Raw genomic sequence first — 20,323 nt, forward strand, 5'->3', positions numbered from 1 at the left:
CGTCCAAAAAAACATCCTGCACGGCCAACATGTAAGGCGTGTGAAATAAAACCGTGAGAATTGCCGCGTAGCCTGTCAGCAGGGACTAAAAGGAGATTCAGCCCATGATGCTCACCACCCGCACATCCCCCCCGCAAACCGTCCAGGCCCTCGCACTGCTCGCCGCCCTGGTCGGCGTCGCGACCTGGTCGTCGCTGCTCCTGACCTCCGCCGAATCCCACACCCCACCAGCGCCACCGCAAATGCTCGCGGCACGCAGTGACAGCCCGGCGCTGCAATGGTTTTCCAACCAGACGGCGCCGGTGGACATCAAGGTGAGCGGGGTGATGGCGGGGAGTCGGGGAGCGGTGGCGATTTTGAGTTTGAACGATGGCCCGCCGAGGAGTTTTTTGCAGGGGGAGAGGGTGGGGCTTGGGGTGAAGTTGGTGGCGGTGGAGGGGGAAGGGGTGGTGATTGAGCAGGGGGGGGAGAGGGTAAGGTTGGGGGTGGAGAGGTTGGGGGAGGAAGTTGATTTGCCTAGGTTGGTGAGGCCGTGATTTTTTGTGAGGTAGTTATTTTGAGGCTTCAGTCAGATGATGGTGCTGAAGCGGCGGGGATGTGCTTGATTGTTATTGACCAACAAGAGAGGCATGTCCTGAATGATCATTTTCGGCCAGAAGCAGCCATTTCGGATCTATAAGCCACGGGGAATTCGCTCAGCTCCTGCTTTGCGGGCGGAGTGCGCTTAGCCAACCATATGAAGCAAAAAATCCATTTTCGGCCACCATCAGCCGTTCGAAATAAGAGATTGTTGGCTATAGGATGCTTCAAATTAGTCGATGTATTTGTTTTCAGGGCATACCGCTTTCTGCTTCTGCGGAAATCCTACGTATGATTCGGACGATACCTGATGAAAAGTCATGTGCCTATACCCTCAAAGCGCGCCCTAGCGTACGATGCATATTTTTGGTCTTGATGAGAGCTACTCTATGTCTGAATATGATCTGAAAGAATCTAAAACAAGCAAGGCAGAAGCAATTTGTTTTTTTAACAACAAAGGTGGGGTAGGTAAAACAACGCTTGTTGCAAATCTTGCAGCCGAGCTAGCGTTGAATCACAACTATAAAGTATTAGTGATTGATGCGGATCCTCAGTGTAACTTAACTCAATATGTGCTGCCAGATGAGCAGTTTCTTGAAATATACGGTTCTACAGACCCACAGACGATATATAGTGTGATTCATCCTCTGTCCACTGGCAAAGGTTACAAAACTGAATTGCCGATTCTAAAATCTAAAAATTTCGGCTTTGACGTTATAATTGGCGATCCGAGACTTGCTTTGAAAGAAGATCTTTTGGCGCAGGATTGGAGAGATGCAAAAGCAGGTGGGATTCGTGGGTTGAGAACAACACTGGTTTTTCATAATGTAATAGAGCAAACAAAGCATTATGATTATATATTTTTTGACATGGGGCCGTCGCTTGGTGCTATTAATAGAGCGATATTGTTAGCTGTGGATTATTTCCTAGTGCCTATGTCTATAGATATTTTTTCTAGTTGGGCATTAAAAAATATTGGCGAGGCTGTAAAGGTGTGGGAGAAAGATCTGGAGTTTGGAATGAGGAACTCGGAAGATCCATCTGAACTGCCTTTGGTAAATAATAAAAAATTGCGATTTTTAGGGTATGTAACCCAGCAGCATAAAGAGCGAAGGGAGAAGGAAGGTACTCGCATTGTGGAAGCTTATAATCATATCAGCAAACAGTTGCCGGAAGTTGTTAAAAAGAATTTAAGTTATTTTTATTCTAAAAACTTAAATCCGCACATTGGGGAGATCAAGCATCTAGCGAGCTTGGCTCCAAAATCTCAAACACTTCACCAGCCAATGATTAACGTTAGTGCGTTAGGTAGTTATACACTAATGAGGAAGCAGGCTCGGGAAATTTATAGTTCGTTAGCGTTGCGATTCTTGGAAAATCTTGTTGTTTCAAAGGCTGATTGAGATAGGCTCAGGAAATATGCGAACGATAAATCCAGATTTGATCAATGATCTAGCAGAACGCCGGGCCGCAATATTTATAGGCGCAGGAGTATCTGCTGGCGTTACAACTGTTGCAGGCGGTAAAATTAGACTTTGGTCAAAATTTTTAGAAGATGCTGCGGATCTACTTGATGATAAAAAATTAAAGACTCACGCCAAGCAAATGATCAAGAGTCAAGACTACTTAATGGCTTGCGAAATGATCAGTCGGGGATTGGGTGTAGACGAATGGAAAAAACTTCTGATATCGGAATATGCTCAAAGAGGAACGCCTACTGAGCTACAAAAAACCCTCATGAGTCTTAACCAAAGAATAGTTCTGACTACGAATTTTGATTTGTACCTAGAAGGGGCTTGGAATGATGTAAATCAAAACGCAACGCACCATCCCCACGTTGTGAAATCCATCGGTGAGGACTCATTTCAAGCTTTTAGAGATTCGCAAAACTACATCTTCAAAATTCATGGTTCTATTGATGAAATTGACACCATGATATTTACTAAGAAGGACTATTCAGACAAGGCTTATGGGAATTGGGCGTACGCGAAATTTATTGAAACAGTGCTTTTGACACATACTGTTCTGTTTGTAGGTTTTTCGCTAAGCGATCCTGCAATATCTCAGGTAATCGAAAACTATGCGCATAACATTCCTAATGCTCGCCCGCATTATATTTTTCTCTCAGGCACTCATACTGATAAATTTGTTGAAATTAATAAAGAGCTTCGTCGGATTTTTATAGTTCCATACGATAAAAGGGATAATCATGTAGAATTAACTGAGCTTTTCAAGAAAATAACTAGTCTTGTGGATGGAAGGCGGCGCGAGTTGAGTGTCGAAGTGATTAGGTCACTTCAATCAATCGAGCCTCAGGTCTGAAGATGTCTGATATCTAGATGTTCCGGATTCTGCTTTTTTGATGTTCTTTAATTGAATGTATTGCTATTTGAATGGTTGCTTCTGGTCGATATCAGTCGATGAAAGTAGGGAAATAATTTTTTTCAGAAATTAAATCAGTATCCGTAAGTCTCTTTTGACGCTAGATCTATAGCTCGGAGCCTACGGCGTTAGAAGTGAAAAGACTCCTTGTCTCTAAAAATGAAAGGAATATGAGCATGAATACAAAGAAACCAGGAAAGGCTACTATCACTGTCGAGGCCACCTCTTCGCAAGCCCTTGAAAAGCTTCTTGAGCAGGCATTGTTTGAGCTCAAGCTAAGCAGTACCGATGATAACGGCTTTCAGCAGCCCCTTTCCAAATCTGCGGAAGGTGTGCAATCAGGCACCTTGGGTAGTTACAGTTTTAACTATACGGCGCCTGAGACTGAGTGGGACGAATTTTTATAGTATAAAGATTAAGAGGGATTCCAAAAAAATACACTAAAAAACAGTTGATTATTTTAGAGGAAAGTCAGTCTATGTATTAGATCTCGCCTAGAGAAACTGTGCTCATGCTTTTTTCTTTATTGAGTTGAAAGGTCTAATATGGTCTTGTTGGTCTCGATAAACCTTGTTTTTCATTGCTCAATGGCATTGTCATTGGATTTATGGATATAGAAATTAATGAGATAGTTGTGAAGCTGATGGAGGGGCGTTAAGTATTCGTTTTTTGAATCCGTCGGATTGACGTGCTCGGCGGCTGAGTTCGAGGTCAAGGATACCCCCCAAAAAAAAGCCAGCTCACTATTAACGGAAGTAAGTGATTGGGCATGGAGAGTTTCAATTCGTAATTTTTTTTCAATTTCTTTCTCAAGATAGGACTTTGCTTGAGAGTCACTAGGCACCAACATGCCACCTTCCGGGATGAGATTGAATAGCAGGTTTGGTATTCGTATCGTGGTTGATTCGATCAGAACGAGTATTGAAAAATACAGTTTCGTTGTTGAATACGCTTCCTCTCTAGTTTTTGTTTGTCCTACCCTATGTATGTTGCGATAGCAAGAGTTAGTGCTATTGCCGTAGCGACTCCGGATTAGGGCTTCAGCCCAGCCTGAAAGATTTAACAGGCCTTCTTCTACTAGTCCGAAAAATGGTCCAGTCGCTAGTGAGCATGCTATCAGGATGGGTTGAATAAAATGGCAATTCGAAATAGCGCCCATGCTTCACCAGAATTCTCGTAGTCAGATTCATTGTGGACCATCAAGTGATAGTTTGAGAGGCGAAAAAGGTGAAGGCGGATTAACTTCAATAGATTCCCCTTTTTTTCTTAACTCGCGCCACCGTTTTTTGCTCTGAAGACGCATCCGGACATTCATCGCTCGACAGCGTAACCGTCATGCCTTTGAGCTATTTACCAATGGTATCGGCGCGACTTCAGGAAATCGGCAGCAAAAAAGAGCAGCCAGCAAATACACGTGACAGTGGCGATCAGTTTTGCACGTTATCCAAATATGGGGGGGCGAAGGTACCGCTCAATCAGCTCCTCAACTTTATTGACGGAGTTGTAGCCACCTTGAAAATTCTGGTTCAGCGCGCTGAGCTGTAACGTCCGGCCATCTTCGACGGTTACATGGCCGGTACCTTTACGACCTTGACCAAGCTTTGTTAGCGGGAAATGGCTCAAAGCGCTCTCGAAGAGCGCGCAGAACTCATCTGGTACTAGGCATGCTAACTGCCAATCTCCGAAGCCATAGCAGGCATTCTCGAGTGAAATTCCTTTCCGGGCTAGAAATATAATTAGTTCTTCAGGTAAGGACCAGTCAGGTGTTGCGAAGAGGGTAAGATCTATCTTGTTCAACTGAGACAGTTGATACATTGCGTTGGCTGGTCCATCTGAACAGTCCATGCAAGCGATTGAAAATGGCAGGCGACCAAGAGCTATGCCGGCTTGTACCTGAGGGCGAGGAAAACAGAGAGCGTTATCCAAGTACCGCTGTGTCGGGGCAGAAAGACCCGATGCACCAAAAAAATTTGCCACAACTGATGACCAAAACGCCCCGCTCGGGCCGACTAAATATGCGGTGATGAGCGGGCTCTCAATCTTCCTGGTAACTGTTCTGTCACCGGCGACACCGAGAATTGTTCCAGTAGCAGAAAATCTCTTAGCGCTTTTCACGTTTCCACCAAGTAGCTTCGTATCTGCGTCTTTCAAAGTAGCCATCAGCCCAGCTTGAAAGCCCCGAACGAAAGAAACAGTGGTATCGTCAGGCATTTCTATTGATACAAGCATGCCGATCGGCTGGCCACCTGATGCTGCTATGTCGGAGAGATTTATTGCTGCGGTATAGCAACCCCAAACCTCTGGCGATGCTTTGCCGAACCAGTCTGCAACTGGTGTTGGGCACGGATCCATTGACCATAGCAGTGTCCCTTGCGGAGCCTGGAGAAGCGCGCAGTCGTCATTTTGCGAGCTTTGATTCACAGACACGTCAGGTAAAATGACCTCTTGGAGGAGGCGAATTTCACCGAGATCAGAAACGGTTTGCTCTAGCTGCTCCATATTTTGGCACCCATTTTTTGCAGCCCAAGCAAGGTCCATATCGGTTCCATTTCCGACATGCTGCTCAGCCCAAGTACGACTAGAAAAAGACTTACAAAATAGTGGCGCTCTGCCGAGTTATGCTCGTCCTCCATGTACTCGTTACAGTACTTTTTCAGCAAATCATTAGCTGAGTTTCGAACAACTCTCAAGCAAGTATAGACACGAATAAGCGCATCTTTTTGAAGTTCGTGAAGCTCGCCTAGATCAAGGAGGAAGCGATTGAAATCTTCCAGCTCTGGAAGTTGCAGTCCGTGGTCACATAGAAAGTATTCGAATCTTTCATAGGTGGCTACGGGAAGATGTAGCGAGATTTTATTTTTCTTTGTTAAGCCAGCCAAAAACTCATGGAGTAGCATAAATTTCAGCGTGGCCTCCATAAGAACGAAATCCTTGGCAGGATGCCCATAGTTTACCCAACCAAAATCAATCAGCTCCGTCCGGGTAGGATCCTCAGAATTGACCATCAGGTTACGAGCGTGTAAGTCACCATGAACAAGATAGGGCACGATCTTAAAGTTAAACGCCACTAGAATATCATCATGGTATTTAACTATTTCTTGTGCAACTTCCTGGAGGCCAATGTTAGTCATCTGCCCACCTTGCATCGCTCTTAGACGTTCAAGCGGCATAGCTGATCGCTCCACGTATCTCTTATAGTCGCTATAAAATAGATACTCATCCGAAGCTGTAGGATTGGGATTTTTTCCTATAAATTTGAACGCTGAAACAAGAGCGCTTTCACAACTCTTCGTACTGGTATCGCTTAGGAAAAAATTGCGGAATTCTATATGATTACCGACCCGCGCCAGATCGCAGATCAGCATGCCAAGGTCTTTCTCAGGTAACTCGAATTTCGTTACGGCAGTTGCCATTTGAGCCGTACTTGCTTTAAACGCAGATGAATGCTCTCTTCTTGTGCTTTTAATGTTTTGAAATTTCGCAATGAAACGTCTGGGGTAATCCAGATTTTTGATTCTTACATCTAGATAAAATACTTCGCTGCCGCTTTTGCCAGCCCTTTCTACCGGAAAGAGAGTTACGCTTTCGAGTTCTGTTTCATCTGGTGCGTCGCCTAAATATCTTTTAGTAAATTCAACCATGAGATGCTTACGGTCTGCTAAGTCTTGGCGATGCTGCTTCAAATCTTCTTTAAAACGATACTCAAATTTTATCAAAGATTCGAAATTTTCCATTTCAGAAATCATGGATTAATTCCTTCCAGTAACTTCAGTAGGGATCTTTCTCGGCCAGCCTGTCGCCAATCCCAGTCGCCTATATCGAGCGCTGCAGCGACCTTCTTACGAAATGTTTGGCTGGGGAGTGGAGCGGTGAGGTTCCAGCTTGTAAATCCGTGTTCAGCACTCCCTATCAATGCATAGGATTGCTTACGAGGAATGCCCTCGTATAGCAACTCCAAAGACGCACTTTCGAAGGCGTTAGTGCTTTCAATAAAGCTGCGGCAATTAATGTGCCCTGCATTTGGTAACACGTGTAGATGCGCGTGGTAAATCCCGCATCCGCCATCGCTAGGGCTCAGTGCACCATGTTCAAAAAGAAGGCTGTCACTGAGCTTCCGCCCTAACGCCTCGTGGACAGAGTTAAGCAAAGCTGTCAGCTCGATTGCCGCAGACATGATTCGGCCGCGAGCCTGAGCTAAGGTGCAATCATGATCTCTCGGGACGACTAAAAAGTGTCCCTCTACAAGCTGGCCGATACAAGGGAATGCAACAAACGATTCAGTTTCTGCTATGACCCTACTACGGAGCTCCGGATAGAGCCGAGCAAAATTGGTGTCTCGGCCTCCTTGCAGTTCACGACAAAAAACGCAGTCATTTAGCATTACGCAGTCCTTTCAGCTCACATGTTGATGAGAGGCACTTTCGGCCGATGATTCTAGTTCGCAGAGAATGACCTAGATTATATCCTTTTCCCTTACTCTGACCTAACGCCCCATTCAGCTCATGCTGCATAACGCGTACACATTCTTGTATCGACACAGCCGGTGTGGGGTTCGGGCAGCATTTCAGGGTGCTGCACATCAAGGTGCTCCAGTGCCTTTCTCGATTGGATCAACCGTGACCCTGATGGGCTGGATGACGTACTAAACTAGCGGCGCTCGTAGTGTTGCAGTCCTGATAGAGGCCGATCACGTAGGCAGTTACAGGCCGCTATCGCCCATCAGCAGTTTTTTCCACCAGTGTCATTCTATGTCCCCTTTAGCATGAATGTCGGACTTGCTTCCGCACAGCCATGGAGAGGGGGATATTTTCTTAACTCGCATGGCTGACTGAAGTGGTCAAATAGTCTGACATAAGTTTTTTCAAAAAAAGCAATCGATCCAATTTTGGGGCAGATCAACCTTAGGGGGAGGCGATAGATTGTGGATTGTTAAACACCAACGTTTAAAAATACATCTCCAGACACTCTCTCAGGCTACACATCCTTGCGCCGTTGCCTACAGCTACGCCAGAATCCGCCGGCTTGTGCGCCTTTGGGGCGGGTTCTATTGTGGTTCGGTCGCTGATGAATCAGTGATCGGGTTTCGCAGCCCGGATTAATCAAGGCGCACAGCGCTCCATATCGTTGCCATTTTTGGCAAGGGTGCTTCATGGTGGCTGTGCGCGGGATACCTTCGGGTATGCCGGGTTCCTTGATTCCCGGTCTGCGAACCTGCGTACAGCTGCCACCTCCGTCGTTTCGCAGCGAAATGTGGCGGCTCCAACAATCAAGGAGCTTCACCATGATCAAACCAACACCCAACCCGCCCGAAACCGCCTCGGTTTCCCCCTACGAATCCATCGATTCAAAAAAACTCCACGAAGCCGCCGACCGCGCGCTCGACCATTACCTCTGTCCGCCCGGTTCCACGCCACCGCCGCGTAAAACCCGTGGGATGTATGCCGTGACGGCGGACAACAAAACCGAAGAGCTGCTGGTGGATGCCAGTGAGACGCTTGCTTCGGCCAAAAACATCGCGCAGAACATTGCCAGTTTGGTGCCGGTGTCGCAGCGTCGGGCGCTGTTGGGGATTGCGCAGTTGATTATGCTCGGGGAGTTGGCGGTGAATCGGGCTTTGGATAATTTGCAGTTGCAGGGGTGATACGCGTATCAGGATCAGCTGGTGATTGATCTTGTGTCAGATCTGGCGTCTTCGCGAGCAAGCTCGCTCCCAAAGGGATTTATGTTGATCACAGATTTTGTGTAAGTCGCTGGAACCGGTGGGAGCCAAAGACAGAGGGGACGGATTTATTGTCAGAAAATAAATCCGTCCCCTCTGTCGCATTTGCTGATTTTGGCTCTGCATTCCCTTGAAAACGGGAAATGCAGCTACCGCTGAGGTGGCCCGTTATGCAGTCGCCACATCTTTTGGTGTGAATGTATCGCGCGCTACATTACCGATGGTGTTGGTCGTGTAGGCATCGAAACTTCCGCCAATCAAGCCTCCCAGCAGCGGCACGGCTTTGCCAAGATTGATCACGCCTTTTTCACCAAACTTGGTGAACAGCTTGAAGCCGACCTTTTTATTTATCTCGAGCAAGGTCTTGCCGGAAATCGACTTCACGGCATTCATCGCGAGTTTGTTGCCCACGACAATACCGATGTCTTTCAGCACTTCTTTGGCGGAGTTGGCGGTGAGACAGGCGAAAACGAGGGTCTTTACCTTGTCATCCTTCACGTCGTAGCCACCCAGGTGGGCGATGGCGGCGATCATGCGAATTTGCACGAAAAGCACACTTGTGATGTTGGCGGGCAACGCTACGGGCAGTGTAATCAATCCACCCAAGCCGGTAATGAAGCCTGAGGTGGCCGATTTGGTGTTTTGCCAGCGAATCAGTGAGTTAGCTTGATCGTAAGCAGGGCTTTCTTCCTTGGCGTAGCTGGCTGCGAGCTCCTCGGCGGAATCAAGACCGGAGAACCCATTCACAGATCTCTCGTAGGCCCAATCAAGGACCTGCATTATCTTTTCTTGACTTATCAGTTCCATCTTCAGTCTCAGCGCATGAATAGTGGCCTTATGATGCCATGTCTGCCGGCTTATTTGCATCACTTCGCTTTGAACAAATTCCCTCCAAATACTTTCGCCGCCGCGCTGATGGCATAACTCCACTTTTAAAATACTCGCCCAGACCCCCGCGATTACATGCTGCGGTACAGAGGGAACGCATTTGCGAGCTCGATAAACGCCAGCGTTTAAAAGATCAAAGTCAAAAGATCGCAGCCTTCGGCAGCTCCTACAGGGGGCGATTTAATAGGGTTTCCAGGCGGGCCAGGGGCGGGGCGTCCTGGTTGCGGTTGAAGACTTGGATGGCGATTTTGAGTAGTCGGCCATTTTCAGCCGCTGCGATTGCTTGCTCACACCGCAACGACAACCGTCCCTGATCACAATCAACGGCTTTCACACCGGTCGGCAATCGACCTTCCAGTTGCAGCTCCGCCATGCGTGTCTGCGCCGCAATCATCGCCACCGACCGATCCCGTAAACCCCCGCTGCTCTGCGTCATCAACCCGGCCACGCGCACAGCCGCCGACATCGCCACGGCAATGATCGCCAGCGCCACCAGCACTTCAATCAGGGTGAAACCCGCTTCTCGGGAACACGCGCGCATATAAGGCCCAAAACCAAAACACAGCCCTCGACCCTAACCCGCGTCCTTGACGGCTTGACGACGAAAACTCCCGAGGATTTTCAACATCCCTGACATATCTTCTTGCAACACTGCGCGTCGAATCGAATCAAGCCAAGGGAATGTCGAGATGGATATCGCGCAGTTCAAACAGCCCAGACGACCGAGCCGGATGCCCCGTGGGCAGCAGGGTTTTACCCTGATTGAGATCATGGTGGTGGTGGTGATTCTCGGGATTCTGGCGGCGATGGTGGTGCCCAAGGTGCTGGATCGGCCGGATCAGGCGCGGGCCACGGCGGCGAAGCAGGATATTGGTGGTTTGATGCAGGCGCTGAAGTTGTATCGCCTCGATCACGGTACTTATCCGAGCCAGAGTCAGGGTTTGAAAGTGCTGGTGGAGCGTCCGGCGGATGCGAAGAACAGTAACTGGCGTTCGTACCTGGAGCGTTTGCCAAATGACCCGTGGGGCCGTCCTTATCAGTACCTCAACCCCGGCGCGAATGGCGAGATCGATATCTTTTCCCTCGGTGCCGACGGTCAGCCTGACGGCGACGGCGTGAATGCCGATATCGGTTCCTGGCAGCTGTAAGGCCGGCGATGAACAGCCAATCGAACCAGCAGGGGATGGCGATCATCAGTGCGCTGTTGATTGCGGCGGTGGTCGCGGTGATTGCAGCGGGGATGTTGACCCGGCAGAGCGTTTCGACCCGTGCGCTGGAGGCGGATCAGCAGCGGGTTCAGGGGCGCTGGTTGTTGCACGGCGGGCTGGAGATCAGCCGGCAATTGCTCTGGGATGCGCGGCAGCGTGATCCGTTGACCCGGCTCGATCAGCCGTGGGCGCAGCGCTTGAATGCGCAGGGTTTCGAGGGGCGGCTGGAGGATGAGCAGGGCAAGTTCAACCTGCGCAATCTGGTGGCCAACGAGCGTGTCGATGAGGCGCAGGTGCAGGCGTTTCAGCGGCTGTGCGAGCTGATCGGCATCAGCGCCGGGTTGAGTCAGCGCATCAGTCAGCGGGTGATCGGCTCTTATCCGTACCTGTTGAACCCGCAGATTGGCGAAAACACTACGAGCAAAAACGCCTTTGACAGTGGCCGCGCCACGTCGCCGAATGCGTCGCGCAAGCCACAGCATCCGAAGTTGCCGATGCTGCGAAGTGTCGATGATCTGCGCAGCGTCGAGGGCGTGAATGAGGCGGTCATCGGCAAACTGGCGCCGTACCTGACGGTAATCCCAGCGACCACCTGGCTCAACGGCAATACCGCCACCGCGCCGGTGCTGGCCGCGTATGTGCCGGGGTTGTCGCTGGAGCGCGCGCAGGCGCTGATCAATGAGCGCGATGCCGGGCGCTGGTTCATCAACCGTGGCGATTTCGTCAACCGCTTGCGCATGCCGAATCTGGAGCTGACCAGCGTCAAGGTCGGCATCACCAGTGACTGGTTTCGCCTGCGTGGCGAGGCGCGGCGTGAGCAGCGTCGGGTCAGTCTCGATGCGTTGTTGCACCGCAGCGAGGATCGTCTGCCGCAAGTGATCTGGTCGCGGGTGGGTGCATGAGCCAGTTGCGTGTGAGTTTGCCGCCACTGGCGCAGTTGAGTCTCGACAGTGAAATGGACTGCGCGTGGCTGGACCGGCAGGGGCAGGTCATTCGTGAGCAGCGCCTGACCTTTAGCCAACTGGGGCAGTCAGCGAAGCAGCCAGCGCTGAGCGTTTTTCTGCACCCGGCGGACAGTCTGCTGGCGAGCATCGACCTGCCGCCATTGCCGGCGAACAAGACCGCAGCGGCGGTGCAATGCGCGGCGCAGGCCTTGATGCTCGGCGACTGCAATGACATGCACATCGCCCACAGTTCGCGGGATGAAGCGGGGCAGGTGCAGATCGCCTGGGCGCCGCGTCAGCGTTTGCAGCATCTGGGGCAATTGCTGAAGCAGGCTGGACTGAATCTGCGCGGCTTGTACCCGGCGGCGTACAGCTTGCCGGTGCTGCCGGGCACGGTGGCCTGTCGGCAGGACGGCCATTTGTTGCTGCGCGAAAGCGTGCAGGTGGCCCGGGTGCAGCCGCTGTTCGACGACGAGATTGGCGATTGGCTGCTGAGTTGCGGTACGCCGCTGCACTGGATCGGTTCTGCACCGCCGCCGGATGCGCAATTGCCGATGGCCGAGGCGCAGCGCTGGACCGGGCCGTTGCCCGGTTGGGGCCTGCACGGCGCGGTGCAACAGCAGCGCAGCGAGCATCGCGGTTGGGGCCGGGCGCTGGGGCTGTGCGCCTTGGCGGTGGCGGTGTGGGTCATCGGCCTGAACCTGTATGCCGCCCGCGAAGCCAGTCAGGGCCAGCAGCTCAAGGCGCGGATGACGCTGCGGGTGAAGCAGGCTTTTCCCGAGTTGCCGGTGATCCTCAATCCGCTGCAGCAGGCGCGTCAGCAATTGGCGGCGCGGCAGAAGGGCGCGGCGGAGGACCCGGCGCAGCCGTTCAATCGGCTGGTGTTGCAGGCCGGCAATGGCATGCCGTTCATGGCCGGCACGGTCGAGCGCCTGACGTTTGTCGACGGCAGCTTGCAGTTGAGTCTGCTGGCCGACGCCCGGCGCAGCGCCAATGACAAGGACAAGGATTGGCAAGCCGCATTGGCCCAGATCGGGATCAGTGCGACGGCTGACGATGAAGGCTGGCTGCTGCGCCCGAGCGACGAAGTCACCACCCCCGAGGACAGCGCTGACGACAGCGGAGCAGAAGATGAATAAGGCATCGCTCGCGGTCTATCGCGCCCGTTGGCAGCGTTTCAGCGCGCAGTTTCAGGCGCGCTGGCAAGCGTTGGCCCTGCGCGAAAAGCGCATGGTCGGCGGCATGGCGGCGGTGCTGCTGGCGCTGTTGGTGTGGGTCGCACTGATCCAGCCGCCGCTGAAAAAAATCACTTACTGGCAAAGCGAAACGCCGAAGTTGCGTGCGCAGACCGAAGCCCTTGAAGTGCTGTTGCGCGAAGTCAGCGTGCGCCCGGACGGGCAAAGTCTTGCGCAGTCTCTTGAGCAGACGCTGCAGGCCAGCGGCCTGGCCGGACACTTTCAATTGCAAGCCGGAGAGGCCGGCGCGTGGCAACTGACGTTCGACGCGGCACCGGCCGACGCGGTGCTCGATTGGCTGTTGAGCACCCCGGCGCAACTTTCTCTGCAAGTGGTCGAGGCCCGTCTGCAACGCGCCGACAACGCTTCGACCGAAGTCACTGCCGGCACATTGTCAGGCACCGTTCGCATGGATCAGGCGCTGGGCGCTAAGGAAGCTTCATGAAGGGGTCAGGATCCAAACCGGCGCGCATGGCGTTGCCGATGCTGCTGATGGCATTGAGCGCGTGCAGCAACACCACCACGCCGCTGAACCAGCCGCCGTTGCTGGTGGACAGCGAACTCGGTCGGCCACTGGCCAACACCCAACGCAGTGGCGATGCGGTACTGGATCGGCAACGGGCGCAGTCCCAGGCGCGACCCGTGCCCAAGCAAATGCACAACATCACCGAACGCGCACGCAGTGGCGGCGCCCCACGCGGCAGCACACTGCCGAGCAATCCGCTGGGCGATCAGCCGGTGACGCTGAATTTTGTCGATGCCGATATTCAAGCGGTGGTGCGCGCGTTGTCGCGTTCCACCGGCCAGCAGTTTCTGGTCGACCCACGGGTCAAGGGCAGCCTGACGCTGGTCTCGGAAGGGCAGGTGCCGGCGCGGCAGGCTTATGACATGTTGCTGGCGGCGTTGCGCATGCAGGGTTTCAGCGTGGTCGATGTCGGCGGCGTCGCCCAGGTGGTGCCGGAAGCCGACGCGAAACTGCTCGGCGGGCCGATCTACAGCCCGGACAAACCCGCTGGCAACGGCATGCTGACGCGTACCTTTCGCCTGCAATACGAAAACGCGGTGAACCTGATTCCGGTGTTGCGCCCGATCGTCTCGCCGAACAACCCGATCAATGCCTACCCCGGCAACAACACCATCGTCGTCACCGATTACGCCGAGAACCTGACTCGCGTCGCCCAGTTGATCCAGACCATCGACACCCCGAGCGCGATCGACACCGACGTGGTGCAGATCCAGAACGGCATCGCCGCTGACATCGCGCCGATGGTCGCGGATCTGCTCGACGCACCGGGCAACGATCCGACGCAGAAAATCGCGGTGATCGGTGACCCGCGCTCCAACACCATCATCATCCGCGCCGGCAGCCCCGAGCGCACGGAGCTGGCGCGCAATCTGATCTACAAACTCGACAACGCGCAGAGCAATCCGAGCAACCTGCACGTGGTTTATTTGCGTAACGCGCAAGCGGCGAAACTGGCGCAGGCCCTGCGCGGTTTGCTCACCGGCGAAAGCGACAGCGGCACCAGCGACAGTGCGCGCTCGGTGCTCAGCGCCATGGGTAGCAATGGCAACAACAATGGCGGATCGGGTGCGCAGAGCGGCACGCAAACCAGCGGCAGCATCTCGACCACGTCGAGCACTGGCAGTACCGGCGGCAGTTATGCGCAGGGCAGCAGTTCGACCGGCAGCGGCGGCAATCAGGCCAGCGAACAGAACGTTGCGTTCAGCGCGGGCGGGGTGACGATTCAGGCTGACGCCACCACCAATACCTTGCTGATTTCCGCGCCGGAGCCGTTGTATCGCAACCTGCGCGAGGTCATCGATTTGCTCGACCAGCGCCGTGCGCAAGTGGTGATCGAGAGCCTGATCGTTGAGGTCGGCGAGGACGATGCCAGCGAATTCGGCGTGCAATGGCAGACCGGCAATCTCGGCGGTAAAGGCGTGATTGGCGGGGCGAATCTTGGCGGTTCGGGGATCAACCTCAACGGCAAGACCAGCCTCGATGTGCTGCCGCAGGGTTTGAACCTCGGTTACGTCAACGGCACCGTCGATATCCCCGGCATCGGCAAGATTCTCGACCTGAAAGTGTTGGCCCGGGCGCTGAAGAGCAAGGGCGGCACCAACGTGCTGTCGACGCCGAATCTGCTGACCCTGGATAACGAGGCGGCGAGTATTTTTGTCGGCCAGACCATTCCGTTTGTCAGCGGTAGCTATGTCACTGGCGGCGGGGGCACCAGCAACAACCCGTTCCAGACCGTGACCCGGGAAGAGGTGGGCTTGAAGCTCAACGTGCGGCCGCAGATTTCCGAGGGCGGCACGGTCAAGCTCGATATCTATCAGGAAGTCAGCAGCATCGACGAGCGCGCGTCGGCCAGCGCGACGTCGGCGGGGATCGTCACCAACAAACGCGCGATCGACACCAGCATCCTGCTCGACGACGGCCAGATCATGGTCCTCGGCGGCCTGTTGCAGGACGGTTACAGCCAGAGCAATGAAGCGGTGCCATGGCTGGGCACCTTGCCGGGGATCGGCGCGCTGTTTCGCAACGAGCGCCGTGCGATCAGCAAGACCAACCTGATGGTGTTCCTGCGCCCGTACATCATCCGTGACAGCGAAGCGGGGCGCAGCATCACCCTCAACCGCTACGACTTCATGCGCCGCGCCCAGGGCGGCCTGCAACCGGAACGCAGCTGGGCAATGCCGGACATGCAGGCGCCGCAGTTGCCGACGGCGGCGCAGGGGGTGCCGAGTCCGGTTCCGGCTTCGGGACCTCGCGCGACGATCAAAGCGGTGCCGATTGAAGGGAGTACACGCTTTTGAATCCGACCCTCAATCTGAGAAGTAACTCTGTAGTGAGGGGATTTATCCCCGATGGGCAGCGAAGCGGCCCCAAAACCTATGCGCGCGGTCAGTCAGATGGATTCGGATATCAGGTTTCGGGGCTGCTGCGCAGCCCATCGGGGATAAATCCCCTCACCACAAGAATTCCCCTCACCGTAGAAAGCCGGGACGACGCTGGACCTGTAGGAGCTGCCGAAGGCTGCGATCTTTTGATCTTTAAAAGCAAAAGATCGCAGCCTGCGGCACCTCCTACACGGGAATGTAATGCCATGGGGGGAGGGTGTAGATGAGTTCGCTTCCCTACGCCTGGGCCAAGGCCCAGCGCATTCTGTTGTGCGACGGTGTGCTGACCGTATGCCCATCGACCCCCGGCTGGTCGATCAGCGAGGTGCGGCGGCAGTTCGGTGAGACGTCGCTCCGGCGCGTGCGCGACGACGAACTCGACGGCCTGCTCGCCACGGCTTACGCGGATACCGGCAGTGCGGCGGCGGTCGTTGGTGCGGCAGAAAACGAAGTCGACCTCGACCGCCTGATGCAGGACATGCCGGAAATTACCGACCTGCTCGACACCCAGGACGGTGCGCCGGTGATCCGCATGATCAACGCCTTGCTCACCCAGGCCGCGCGCGATGAGGCCAGCGACATTCACATCGAACCGTTCGAAACCCATTCGGTGGTGCGCTACCGGGTCGATGGCACGCTGCGCGACGTGGTGTCGCCGCGCAAGGCATTGCACGGCGCGCTGGTGTCGCGGATCAAGATCATGGCCCAGCTCGACATCGCCGAAAAACGCTTGCCGCAGGACGGCCGTATCGCGCTGCGGGTGGCCGGGCGGCCGATTGATATTCGCGTCTCCACCGTGCCGACCGGGCATGGCGAGCGTGTTGTCATGCGCTTGCTCGACAAGCAGGCCGGGCGCCTGCATCTGGAAACGTTGGGCATGGACGCACAGGTGCTGGCCAAGCTCGATCAGCTGATCCGCCAGCCCCACGGCATCGTGCTGGTCACCGGCCCCACCGGCAGCGGCAAGACCACCAGTCTCTACGCCGCGCTGGCGCGTCTCGATGCCAGCACCAGCAACATCCTCACCGTCGAAGACCCGGTGGAATACGACCTGCCGGGGATCAGCCAGATTCAGGTCAACGCCAAGATCGACATGACCTTCGCCCTGGCCTTGCGCGCGATTCTGCGTCAGGACCCGGACATCATCATGATCGGCGAGATCCGCGACCTGGAAACCGCGCAAATCGCCGTGCAGGCCTCGCTCACCGGGCACCTGGTACTGGCGACGCTGCACACCAACGACGCGGTGTCGGCGGTCAACCGCTTGATCGACATGGGCGTCGAGCCGTTTCTGCTCGCATCGTCGATGCTCGGCGTTCTGGCGCAACGCTTGGTGCGACGGCTGTGTAATCAGTGCAAACAGGAAGACCCGGCAGCGCCGGGCACATGGCGCCCGGTCGGTTGCGCGGCGTGTAATCACACCGGCTACAGCGGCCGCACCGGCATCCACGAATTGTTCTGCATCGATGACGACATCCGCACCCTGATTCACCAAGGGGCAGGGGAACAGGCCTTGCGCGCGGCAGCGGCCAAGGCCGGGATGTTCAGCCTGCGTGAGGACGGCGAGCGCTGGATTCGCAGCGGCGCCACTGCGCCTGAAGAAATCCTCCGTGTGACCCGGGACGCCTGATGAATCGCTATCGTTTTGAAGCCGCCGACGCCACCGGCAAGATCGAGTCCGGGTACCTGGAAGCGGACAGCCAAGGTGCTGCGTTCGGCGTGTTGCGCAGTCGTGGATTGACCGCGTTGTCGGTGCACAAGGAAAACAACGTCGCCCAGCATGGCGGCGGCAGTGGCTTGTTCAGTGCGCGGATGTCGGACAACGACCTGGCCTGGGCCACCCGGCAACTGGCGAGCCTGCTCGGGGCCAGTCTGCCACTGGAGGCGGCGCTCAGCGCGACGGTGGAGCAGGCCGAGAAAAAACACATCGCCCACACCCTCAGCGCGGTGCGTGCCGACGTGCGCAGCGGCATGCGTCTGGCCGAATCGCTGGCCGCACGGCCACGGGATTTTCCGGAGATCTACCGCGCGTTGATCGCTGCGGGGGAAGAATCTGGTGATCTGGCGCAGGTCATGGAGCGGCTGGCCGACTACATCGAAGAACGCAACAACCTGCGCGGCAAGATTCTCACCGCGTTTATCTATCCCGGTGTGGTCGGGCTGGTGTCGATCGGCATTGTGATCTTCCTGCTCAGCTATGTGGTGCCGCAGGTGGTCAGTGCGTTTTCCCAGGCGCGGCAGGACTTGCCGGGGCTGACCTTGGCGATGCTCACCGCCAGTGATTTCATTCGCGCATGGGGCTGGTTGTGTGCGGCGATCATGGCCGGGGCGTTCTGGAGCTGGCGCCTGTACCTGCGCAATCCGGCGGCGCGCTTGAGTTGGCATCATCGGGTGCTGAAATTGCCGCTGATCGGGCGTTTCGTGTTGGGCCTGAACACTGCGCGATTCGCCTCGACCCTGGCGATTCTCGGCGGTGCCGGGGTGCCATTGCTGCGCGCGCTGGAGGCGGCGCGGCAGACGTTATCCAATGATCGACTCAGCCTGAGTGTCAGCGACGCCACGGCCAAGGTTCGCGAAGGGGTCAACCTCGCGGCGGCGCTGCGGGTGGAGAACGTGTTTCCGCCGGTGCTGATTCACCTGATCGCCAGCGGCGAGAAAACCGGCGCCCTGCCGCCGATGCTCGAACGCGCGGCGCAAACCCTGTCGCGCGATATCGAACGGCGGGCGATGGGCATGACCGCGTTGCTCGAACCGCTGATGATTGTGGTGATGGGTGGGGTAGTGCTGGTGATTGTGATGGCGGTGTTGTTGCCGATCATTGAGATCAACCAGTTGGTGCAGTAGCTGCGATTGATGTTGTCTGCCCGGGCCCCATCGCTGGCAAGCCAGCTCCCACAGGGGGCAGTGTTGTTAATGCGACCTGCGTCACAACATCAAAACCTGTGGGAGCTGGCTTGCCAGCGATAGGGCCATGCAGCACAACAAATAACTCAGACTTTTTTACCAGGACTTCAGCATCACCCGACCCTCAAAAGAACCATCCTCGGGTTCTCCTTTCTGTCATCTGCAACCACCCCGCAACGGCTGCAGCCAGTTTCAGCCAAACCCACGATCCAGACGCCGCGCCATCCCTCACAAACACCCGAGAAAACCGTCGGAAAATCCCCGCGCAGCTCCCGAGGTTTTTTCCTTTATCTGTCACCGGAACCTGCGAATTTTTCATTGCGACTTAACCACGGACCCCGCTTGCGAAGGTCAGCGGTGAGTCTTCCCAGTGTCATGCAAGACCCCTGAAAACCTGTGTTCACAACCATCGTTGAAAAGGAGATTCTTCATGTTCAAGCGCACTCTGATCGCCGCTTCCCTGACCGTCGCCGCTCTGGCTTCCGCCCAGGCCATGGCCGTTACCGGTGGTGGCGCCACGCTGCCAGCCGCTCTGTACAAAGGTTCGGCCGACAGCATCCTGCCTGCCAACTTCAGCTACGCCGCCGTGGGTAGCGGTGCCGGCAAGACCGCTTTCCTGACCAACAACCCGGCCGGCTTCAGCACCACCGGCACCGTGCATTTCGCCGGTAGCGACTCGATCCTCAGCGCTTCGGAAATCAGCACCTACAACACCACGTACGGCGCTTCGTACGGCCCGCTGATTCAACTGCCTTCGGTGGCCACTTCGGTTGCCATCCCGTACAAAAAAGCCGGCCAGACCGCGCTGAACCTGACCAGCGCTCAGCTGTGCGATGCGTTCTCCGGTGCCAAGACCACTTGGGGCCAGCTGCTCGGCACGACCGACACCACGCCGATTCGCGTTGTGTACCGCAACGTTTCCAGCGGCACTTCGGAAATCCTCAGCCGTCACTTGAACTCGGTCTGCCCGACTCAGTTCGCCACCAGCTCCACCTTCACCAACGCGCGTCTGCCAGCCGGTTCGACACTGCCGTCGAACTGGGTCGGCGTCGCCAACACTTCTGATGTCGCCACTACCGTGAACGCGGTTGACGGCTCGATCGGTTATGTCGGTCCGGACGGTGTCGACGCCACCAGCAACGCTGTTGTTGCTCGTATTAACGGCGTTCAGCCAACTTCGCTCAACGTCACCCTGGCACTGTCGTCGGTGTCGGCTCCTTCGACCCCGGCCCAGGCTGCAAACCCTGCCAACTGGTCGCCCGTGGTGGCTAACCCGGCTTCGGGTTACAAACTGGCTGCCTACACCAACTTCATCTTCGGTCAGTGCTACAAGGATGCAGCCGTGGCCGCGGACGTCAAAGCCTTCCTGACTCAGCACTACAGCAACCCGGGCAACAACACTGCGACTCAGGCCCACAAGTTCGTCGCCGTGCCTAACGCCTGGAAAACTGCTGTGACCGCCAACTTCATCACCAACACGTCGGGCAACAACCTGGACATCAACAACGCCAGCGTCTGCAACGCTATCGGCCGTCCTTTGTAAGCTCGCGCGGTCGT

19 protein-coding genes are annotated in these 20,323 nt (G+C 55.3%); 13 read left to right on the plus strand and 6 right to left on the minus strand.

The window, feature by feature from the left end; genetic code table 11:
• Positions 1 to 104 precede the first annotated feature (104 nt).
• The 4 genes from AC193Q_RS04545 (at position 105) to AC193Q_RS04560 (ending at position 3,368) form a co-directional block, all read left to right on the plus strand.
• Complete coding sequence (locus tag AC193Q_RS04545; protein ID WP_483879208.1) at positions 105 to 536, plus strand: type II secretion system protein N; 432 nt, start codon at positions 105 to 107, stop codon at positions 534 to 536.
• A gap of 432 nt (positions 537 to 968) precedes the next feature.
• Entirely contained in the window at positions 969 to 1,982 is a 1,014-nt protein-coding gene (locus AC193Q_RS04550) for a ParA family protein (RefSeq protein WP_483879209.1), read from the plus strand.
• Positions 1,963 to 2,901 carry an SIR2 family protein gene (locus tag AC193Q_RS04555; protein ID WP_483879210.1) on the plus strand — a complete coding sequence of 313 codons (939 nt, stop codon included), beginning with the start codon at positions 1,963 to 1,965 and terminating at the stop codon, positions 2,899 to 2,901. The genes AC193Q_RS04550 and AC193Q_RS04555 overlap by 20 nt, the downstream gene beginning before the upstream one ends.
• Positions 2,902 to 3,137: 236 nt before the next feature.
• Entirely contained in the window at positions 3,138 to 3,368 is a 231-nt protein-coding gene (locus AC193Q_RS04560; protein ID WP_483879211.1) for a hypothetical protein, read from the plus strand.
• Between the two features lie 170 nt (positions 3,369 to 3,538).
• Here the strand turns inward: AC193Q_RS04560 and AC193Q_RS04565 are convergent, their stop codons facing one another.
• The 4 genes from AC193Q_RS04565 to AC193Q_RS04580 all read right to left on the minus strand — a co-directional run bounded on the left by AC193Q_RS04565 (position 3,539) and on the right by AC193Q_RS04580 (position 7,342).
• Complete coding sequence (locus AC193Q_RS04565; protein WP_483879212.1) at positions 3,539 to 4,120, minus strand: hypothetical protein; 582 nt, start codon at positions 4,118 to 4,120, stop codon at positions 3,539 to 3,541.
• Positions 4,121 to 4,401: 281 nt separating this feature from the next.
• Positions 4,402 to 5,499, minus strand: a complete 1,098-nt coding sequence (locus AC193Q_RS04570) for a thiamine-phosphate kinase (RefSeq protein ID WP_483879213.1) — start codon at positions 5,497 to 5,499, stop codon at positions 4,402 to 4,404.
• Positions 5,448 to 6,707: a phosphotransferase family protein gene (locus tag AC193Q_RS04575; RefSeq protein WP_483879214.1), complete on the minus strand. Its 1,260-nt coding sequence runs from the start codon at positions 6,705 to 6,707 to the stop codon at positions 5,448 to 5,450. The genes AC193Q_RS04570 and AC193Q_RS04575 overlap by 52 nt, the downstream gene beginning before the upstream one ends.
• Complete coding sequence (locus AC193Q_RS04580) at positions 6,704 to 7,342, minus strand: HIT family protein (protein ID WP_483879215.1); 639 nt, start codon at positions 7,340 to 7,342, stop codon at positions 6,704 to 6,706. Before AC193Q_RS04580 ends, AC193Q_RS04575 begins: the two co-directional genes overlap by 4 nt.
• 900 nt (positions 7,343 to 8,242) lie before the next feature.
• Here AC193Q_RS04580 and AC193Q_RS04585 point away from each other — a divergent pair.
• On the plus strand, positions 8,243 to 8,602 hold the full coding sequence (locus AC193Q_RS04585) for a DUF6124 family protein (protein WP_095666773.1): 360 nt from the start codon (positions 8,243 to 8,245) through the stop codon (positions 8,600 to 8,602).
• A gap of 246 nt (positions 8,603 to 8,848) precedes the next feature.
• Here AC193Q_RS04585 and AC193Q_RS04590 read toward each other — a convergent pair whose 3' ends face one another.
• Together AC193Q_RS04590 and gspI are read right to left on the minus strand one after the other, a co-directional pair.
• Positions 8,849 to 9,487 carry an EcsC family protein gene (locus AC193Q_RS04590; RefSeq protein ID WP_047293947.1) on the minus strand — a complete coding sequence of 213 codons (639 nt, stop codon included), beginning with the start codon at positions 9,485 to 9,487 and terminating at the stop codon, positions 8,849 to 8,851.
• Between the two features lie 247 nt (positions 9,488 to 9,734).
• Positions 9,735 to 10,109: a type II secretion system minor pseudopilin GspI gene (gene gspI / locus AC193Q_RS04595; protein WP_483879216.1), complete on the minus strand. Its 375-nt coding sequence runs from the start codon at positions 10,107 to 10,109 to the stop codon at positions 9,735 to 9,737.
• Between the two features lie 148 nt (positions 10,110 to 10,257).
• Between gspI and gspG the strand changes: the two genes are divergently transcribed.
• The 8 genes from gspG (at position 10,258) to AC193Q_RS04635 (ending at position 20,309) form a co-directional block, all read left to right on the plus strand.
• Positions 10,258 to 10,716, plus strand: a complete 459-nt coding sequence (gene gspG / locus AC193Q_RS04600) for a type II secretion system major pseudopilin GspG (protein ID WP_003225640.1) — start codon at positions 10,258 to 10,260, stop codon at positions 10,714 to 10,716.
• A gap of 8 nt (positions 10,717 to 10,724) precedes the next feature.
• On the plus strand, positions 10,725 to 11,678 hold the full coding sequence (gene gspK, locus AC193Q_RS04605; protein WP_483879217.1) for a type II secretion system minor pseudopilin GspK: 954 nt from the start codon (positions 10,725 to 10,727) through the stop codon (positions 11,676 to 11,678).
• Positions 11,675 to 12,859: a type II secretion system protein GspL gene (gene gspL, locus AC193Q_RS04610; protein WP_483879218.1), complete on the plus strand. Its 1,185-nt coding sequence runs from the start codon at positions 11,675 to 11,677 to the stop codon at positions 12,857 to 12,859. Before gspK ends, gspL begins: the two co-directional genes overlap by 4 nt.
• Positions 12,852 to 13,400 carry a type II secretion system protein GspM gene (gene gspM / locus AC193Q_RS04615; protein WP_476284450.1) on the plus strand — a complete coding sequence of 183 codons (549 nt, stop codon included), beginning with the start codon at positions 12,852 to 12,854 and terminating at the stop codon, positions 13,398 to 13,400. The genes gspL and gspM overlap by 8 nt, the downstream gene beginning before the upstream one ends.
• The gene (gene gspD / locus AC193Q_RS04620) at positions 13,397 to 15,778 is read left to right on the plus strand and encodes a type II secretion system secretin GspD (RefSeq protein ID WP_483879219.1); all 2,382 of its coding nucleotides are present in this window, start codon (positions 13,397 to 13,399) and stop codon (positions 15,776 to 15,778) included. Before gspM ends, gspD begins: the two co-directional genes overlap by 4 nt.
• A gap of 307 nt (positions 15,779 to 16,085) precedes the next feature.
• Positions 16,086 to 17,492 (plus strand): type II secretion system ATPase GspE, encoded by a 1,407-nt coding sequence (gene gspE, locus AC193Q_RS04625; RefSeq protein WP_121185095.1) that lies wholly within the window; start codon positions 16,086 to 16,088, stop codon positions 17,490 to 17,492.
• On the plus strand, positions 17,492 to 18,706 hold the full coding sequence (gene gspF, locus AC193Q_RS04630) for a type II secretion system inner membrane protein GspF (protein WP_121185097.1): 1,215 nt from the start codon (positions 17,492 to 17,494) through the stop codon (positions 18,704 to 18,706). The genes gspE and gspF overlap by 1 nt, the downstream gene beginning before the upstream one ends.
• Before the next feature lie 490 nt (positions 18,707 to 19,196).
• A complete protein-coding gene (locus tag AC193Q_RS04635; RefSeq protein WP_121185099.1) occupies positions 19,197 to 20,309 on the plus strand; it encodes a substrate-binding domain-containing protein in 1,113 nt (370 codons plus the stop codon).
• Positions 20,310 to 20,323 lie beyond the last annotated feature (14 nt).

The organism is Pseudomonas sp. F2 (genome assembly GCF_057174385.1).

Excerpts from the sequence above, each read along its gene's own strand:
- AC193Q_RS04545 (WP_483879208.1), top strand. The coding sequence starts at position 105 with ATGATGCTCACCACCCGCACATCCCCCCCGCAAACCGTCCAGGCCCTC.
- AC193Q_RS04550 (WP_483879209.1), top strand. The coding sequence starts at position 969 with ATGTCTGAATATGATCTGAAAGAATCTAAAACAAGCAAGGCAGAAGCA.
- AC193Q_RS04560 (WP_483879211.1), top strand. The coding sequence starts at position 3,138 with ATGAATACAAAGAAACCAGGAAAGGCTACTATCACTGTCGAGGCCACC.
- AC193Q_RS04565 (WP_483879212.1), bottom strand. The coding sequence starts at position 4,120 with ATGGGCGCTATTTCGAATTGCCATTTTATTCAACCCATCCTGATAGCA.
- AC193Q_RS04570 (WP_483879213.1), bottom strand. The coding sequence starts at position 5,499 with ATGGACCTTGCTTGGGCTGCAAAAAATGGGTGCCAAAATATGGAGCAG.
- AC193Q_RS04575 (WP_483879214.1), bottom strand. The coding sequence starts at position 6,707 with ATGATTTCTGAAATGGAAAATTTCGAATCTTTGATAAAATTTGAGTAT.
- AC193Q_RS04580 (WP_483879215.1), bottom strand. The coding sequence starts at position 7,342 with ATGCTAAATGACTGCGTTTTTTGTCGTGAACTGCAAGGAGGCCGAGAC.
- AC193Q_RS04585 (WP_095666773.1), top strand. The coding sequence starts at position 8,243 with ATGATCAAACCAACACCCAACCCGCCCGAAACCGCCTCGGTTTCCCCC.
- AC193Q_RS04590 (WP_047293947.1), bottom strand. The coding sequence starts at position 9,487 with ATGGAACTGATAAGTCAAGAAAAGATAATGCAGGTCCTTGATTGGGCC.
- gspI (WP_483879216.1), bottom strand. The coding sequence starts at position 10,109 with ATGCGCGCGTGTTCCCGAGAAGCGGGTTTCACCCTGATTGAAGTGCTG.
- gspG (WP_003225640.1), top strand. The coding sequence starts at position 10,258 with ATGGATATCGCGCAGTTCAAACAGCCCAGACGACCGAGCCGGATGCCC.
- gspK (WP_483879217.1), top strand. The coding sequence starts at position 10,725 with ATGAACAGCCAATCGAACCAGCAGGGGATGGCGATCATCAGTGCGCTG.
- gspL (WP_483879218.1), top strand. The coding sequence starts at position 11,675 with ATGAGCCAGTTGCGTGTGAGTTTGCCGCCACTGGCGCAGTTGAGTCTC.
- gspM (WP_476284450.1), top strand. The coding sequence starts at position 12,852 with ATGAATAAGGCATCGCTCGCGGTCTATCGCGCCCGTTGGCAGCGTTTC.
- gspD (WP_483879219.1), top strand. The coding sequence starts at position 13,397 with ATGAAGGGGTCAGGATCCAAACCGGCGCGCATGGCGTTGCCGATGCTG.
- gspE (WP_121185095.1), top strand. The coding sequence starts at position 16,086 with ATGAGTTCGCTTCCCTACGCCTGGGCCAAGGCCCAGCGCATTCTGTTG.
- gspF (WP_121185097.1), top strand. The coding sequence starts at position 17,492 with ATGAATCGCTATCGTTTTGAAGCCGCCGACGCCACCGGCAAGATCGAG.
- AC193Q_RS04635 (WP_121185099.1), top strand. The coding sequence starts at position 19,197 with ATGTTCAAGCGCACTCTGATCGCCGCTTCCCTGACCGTCGCCGCTCTG.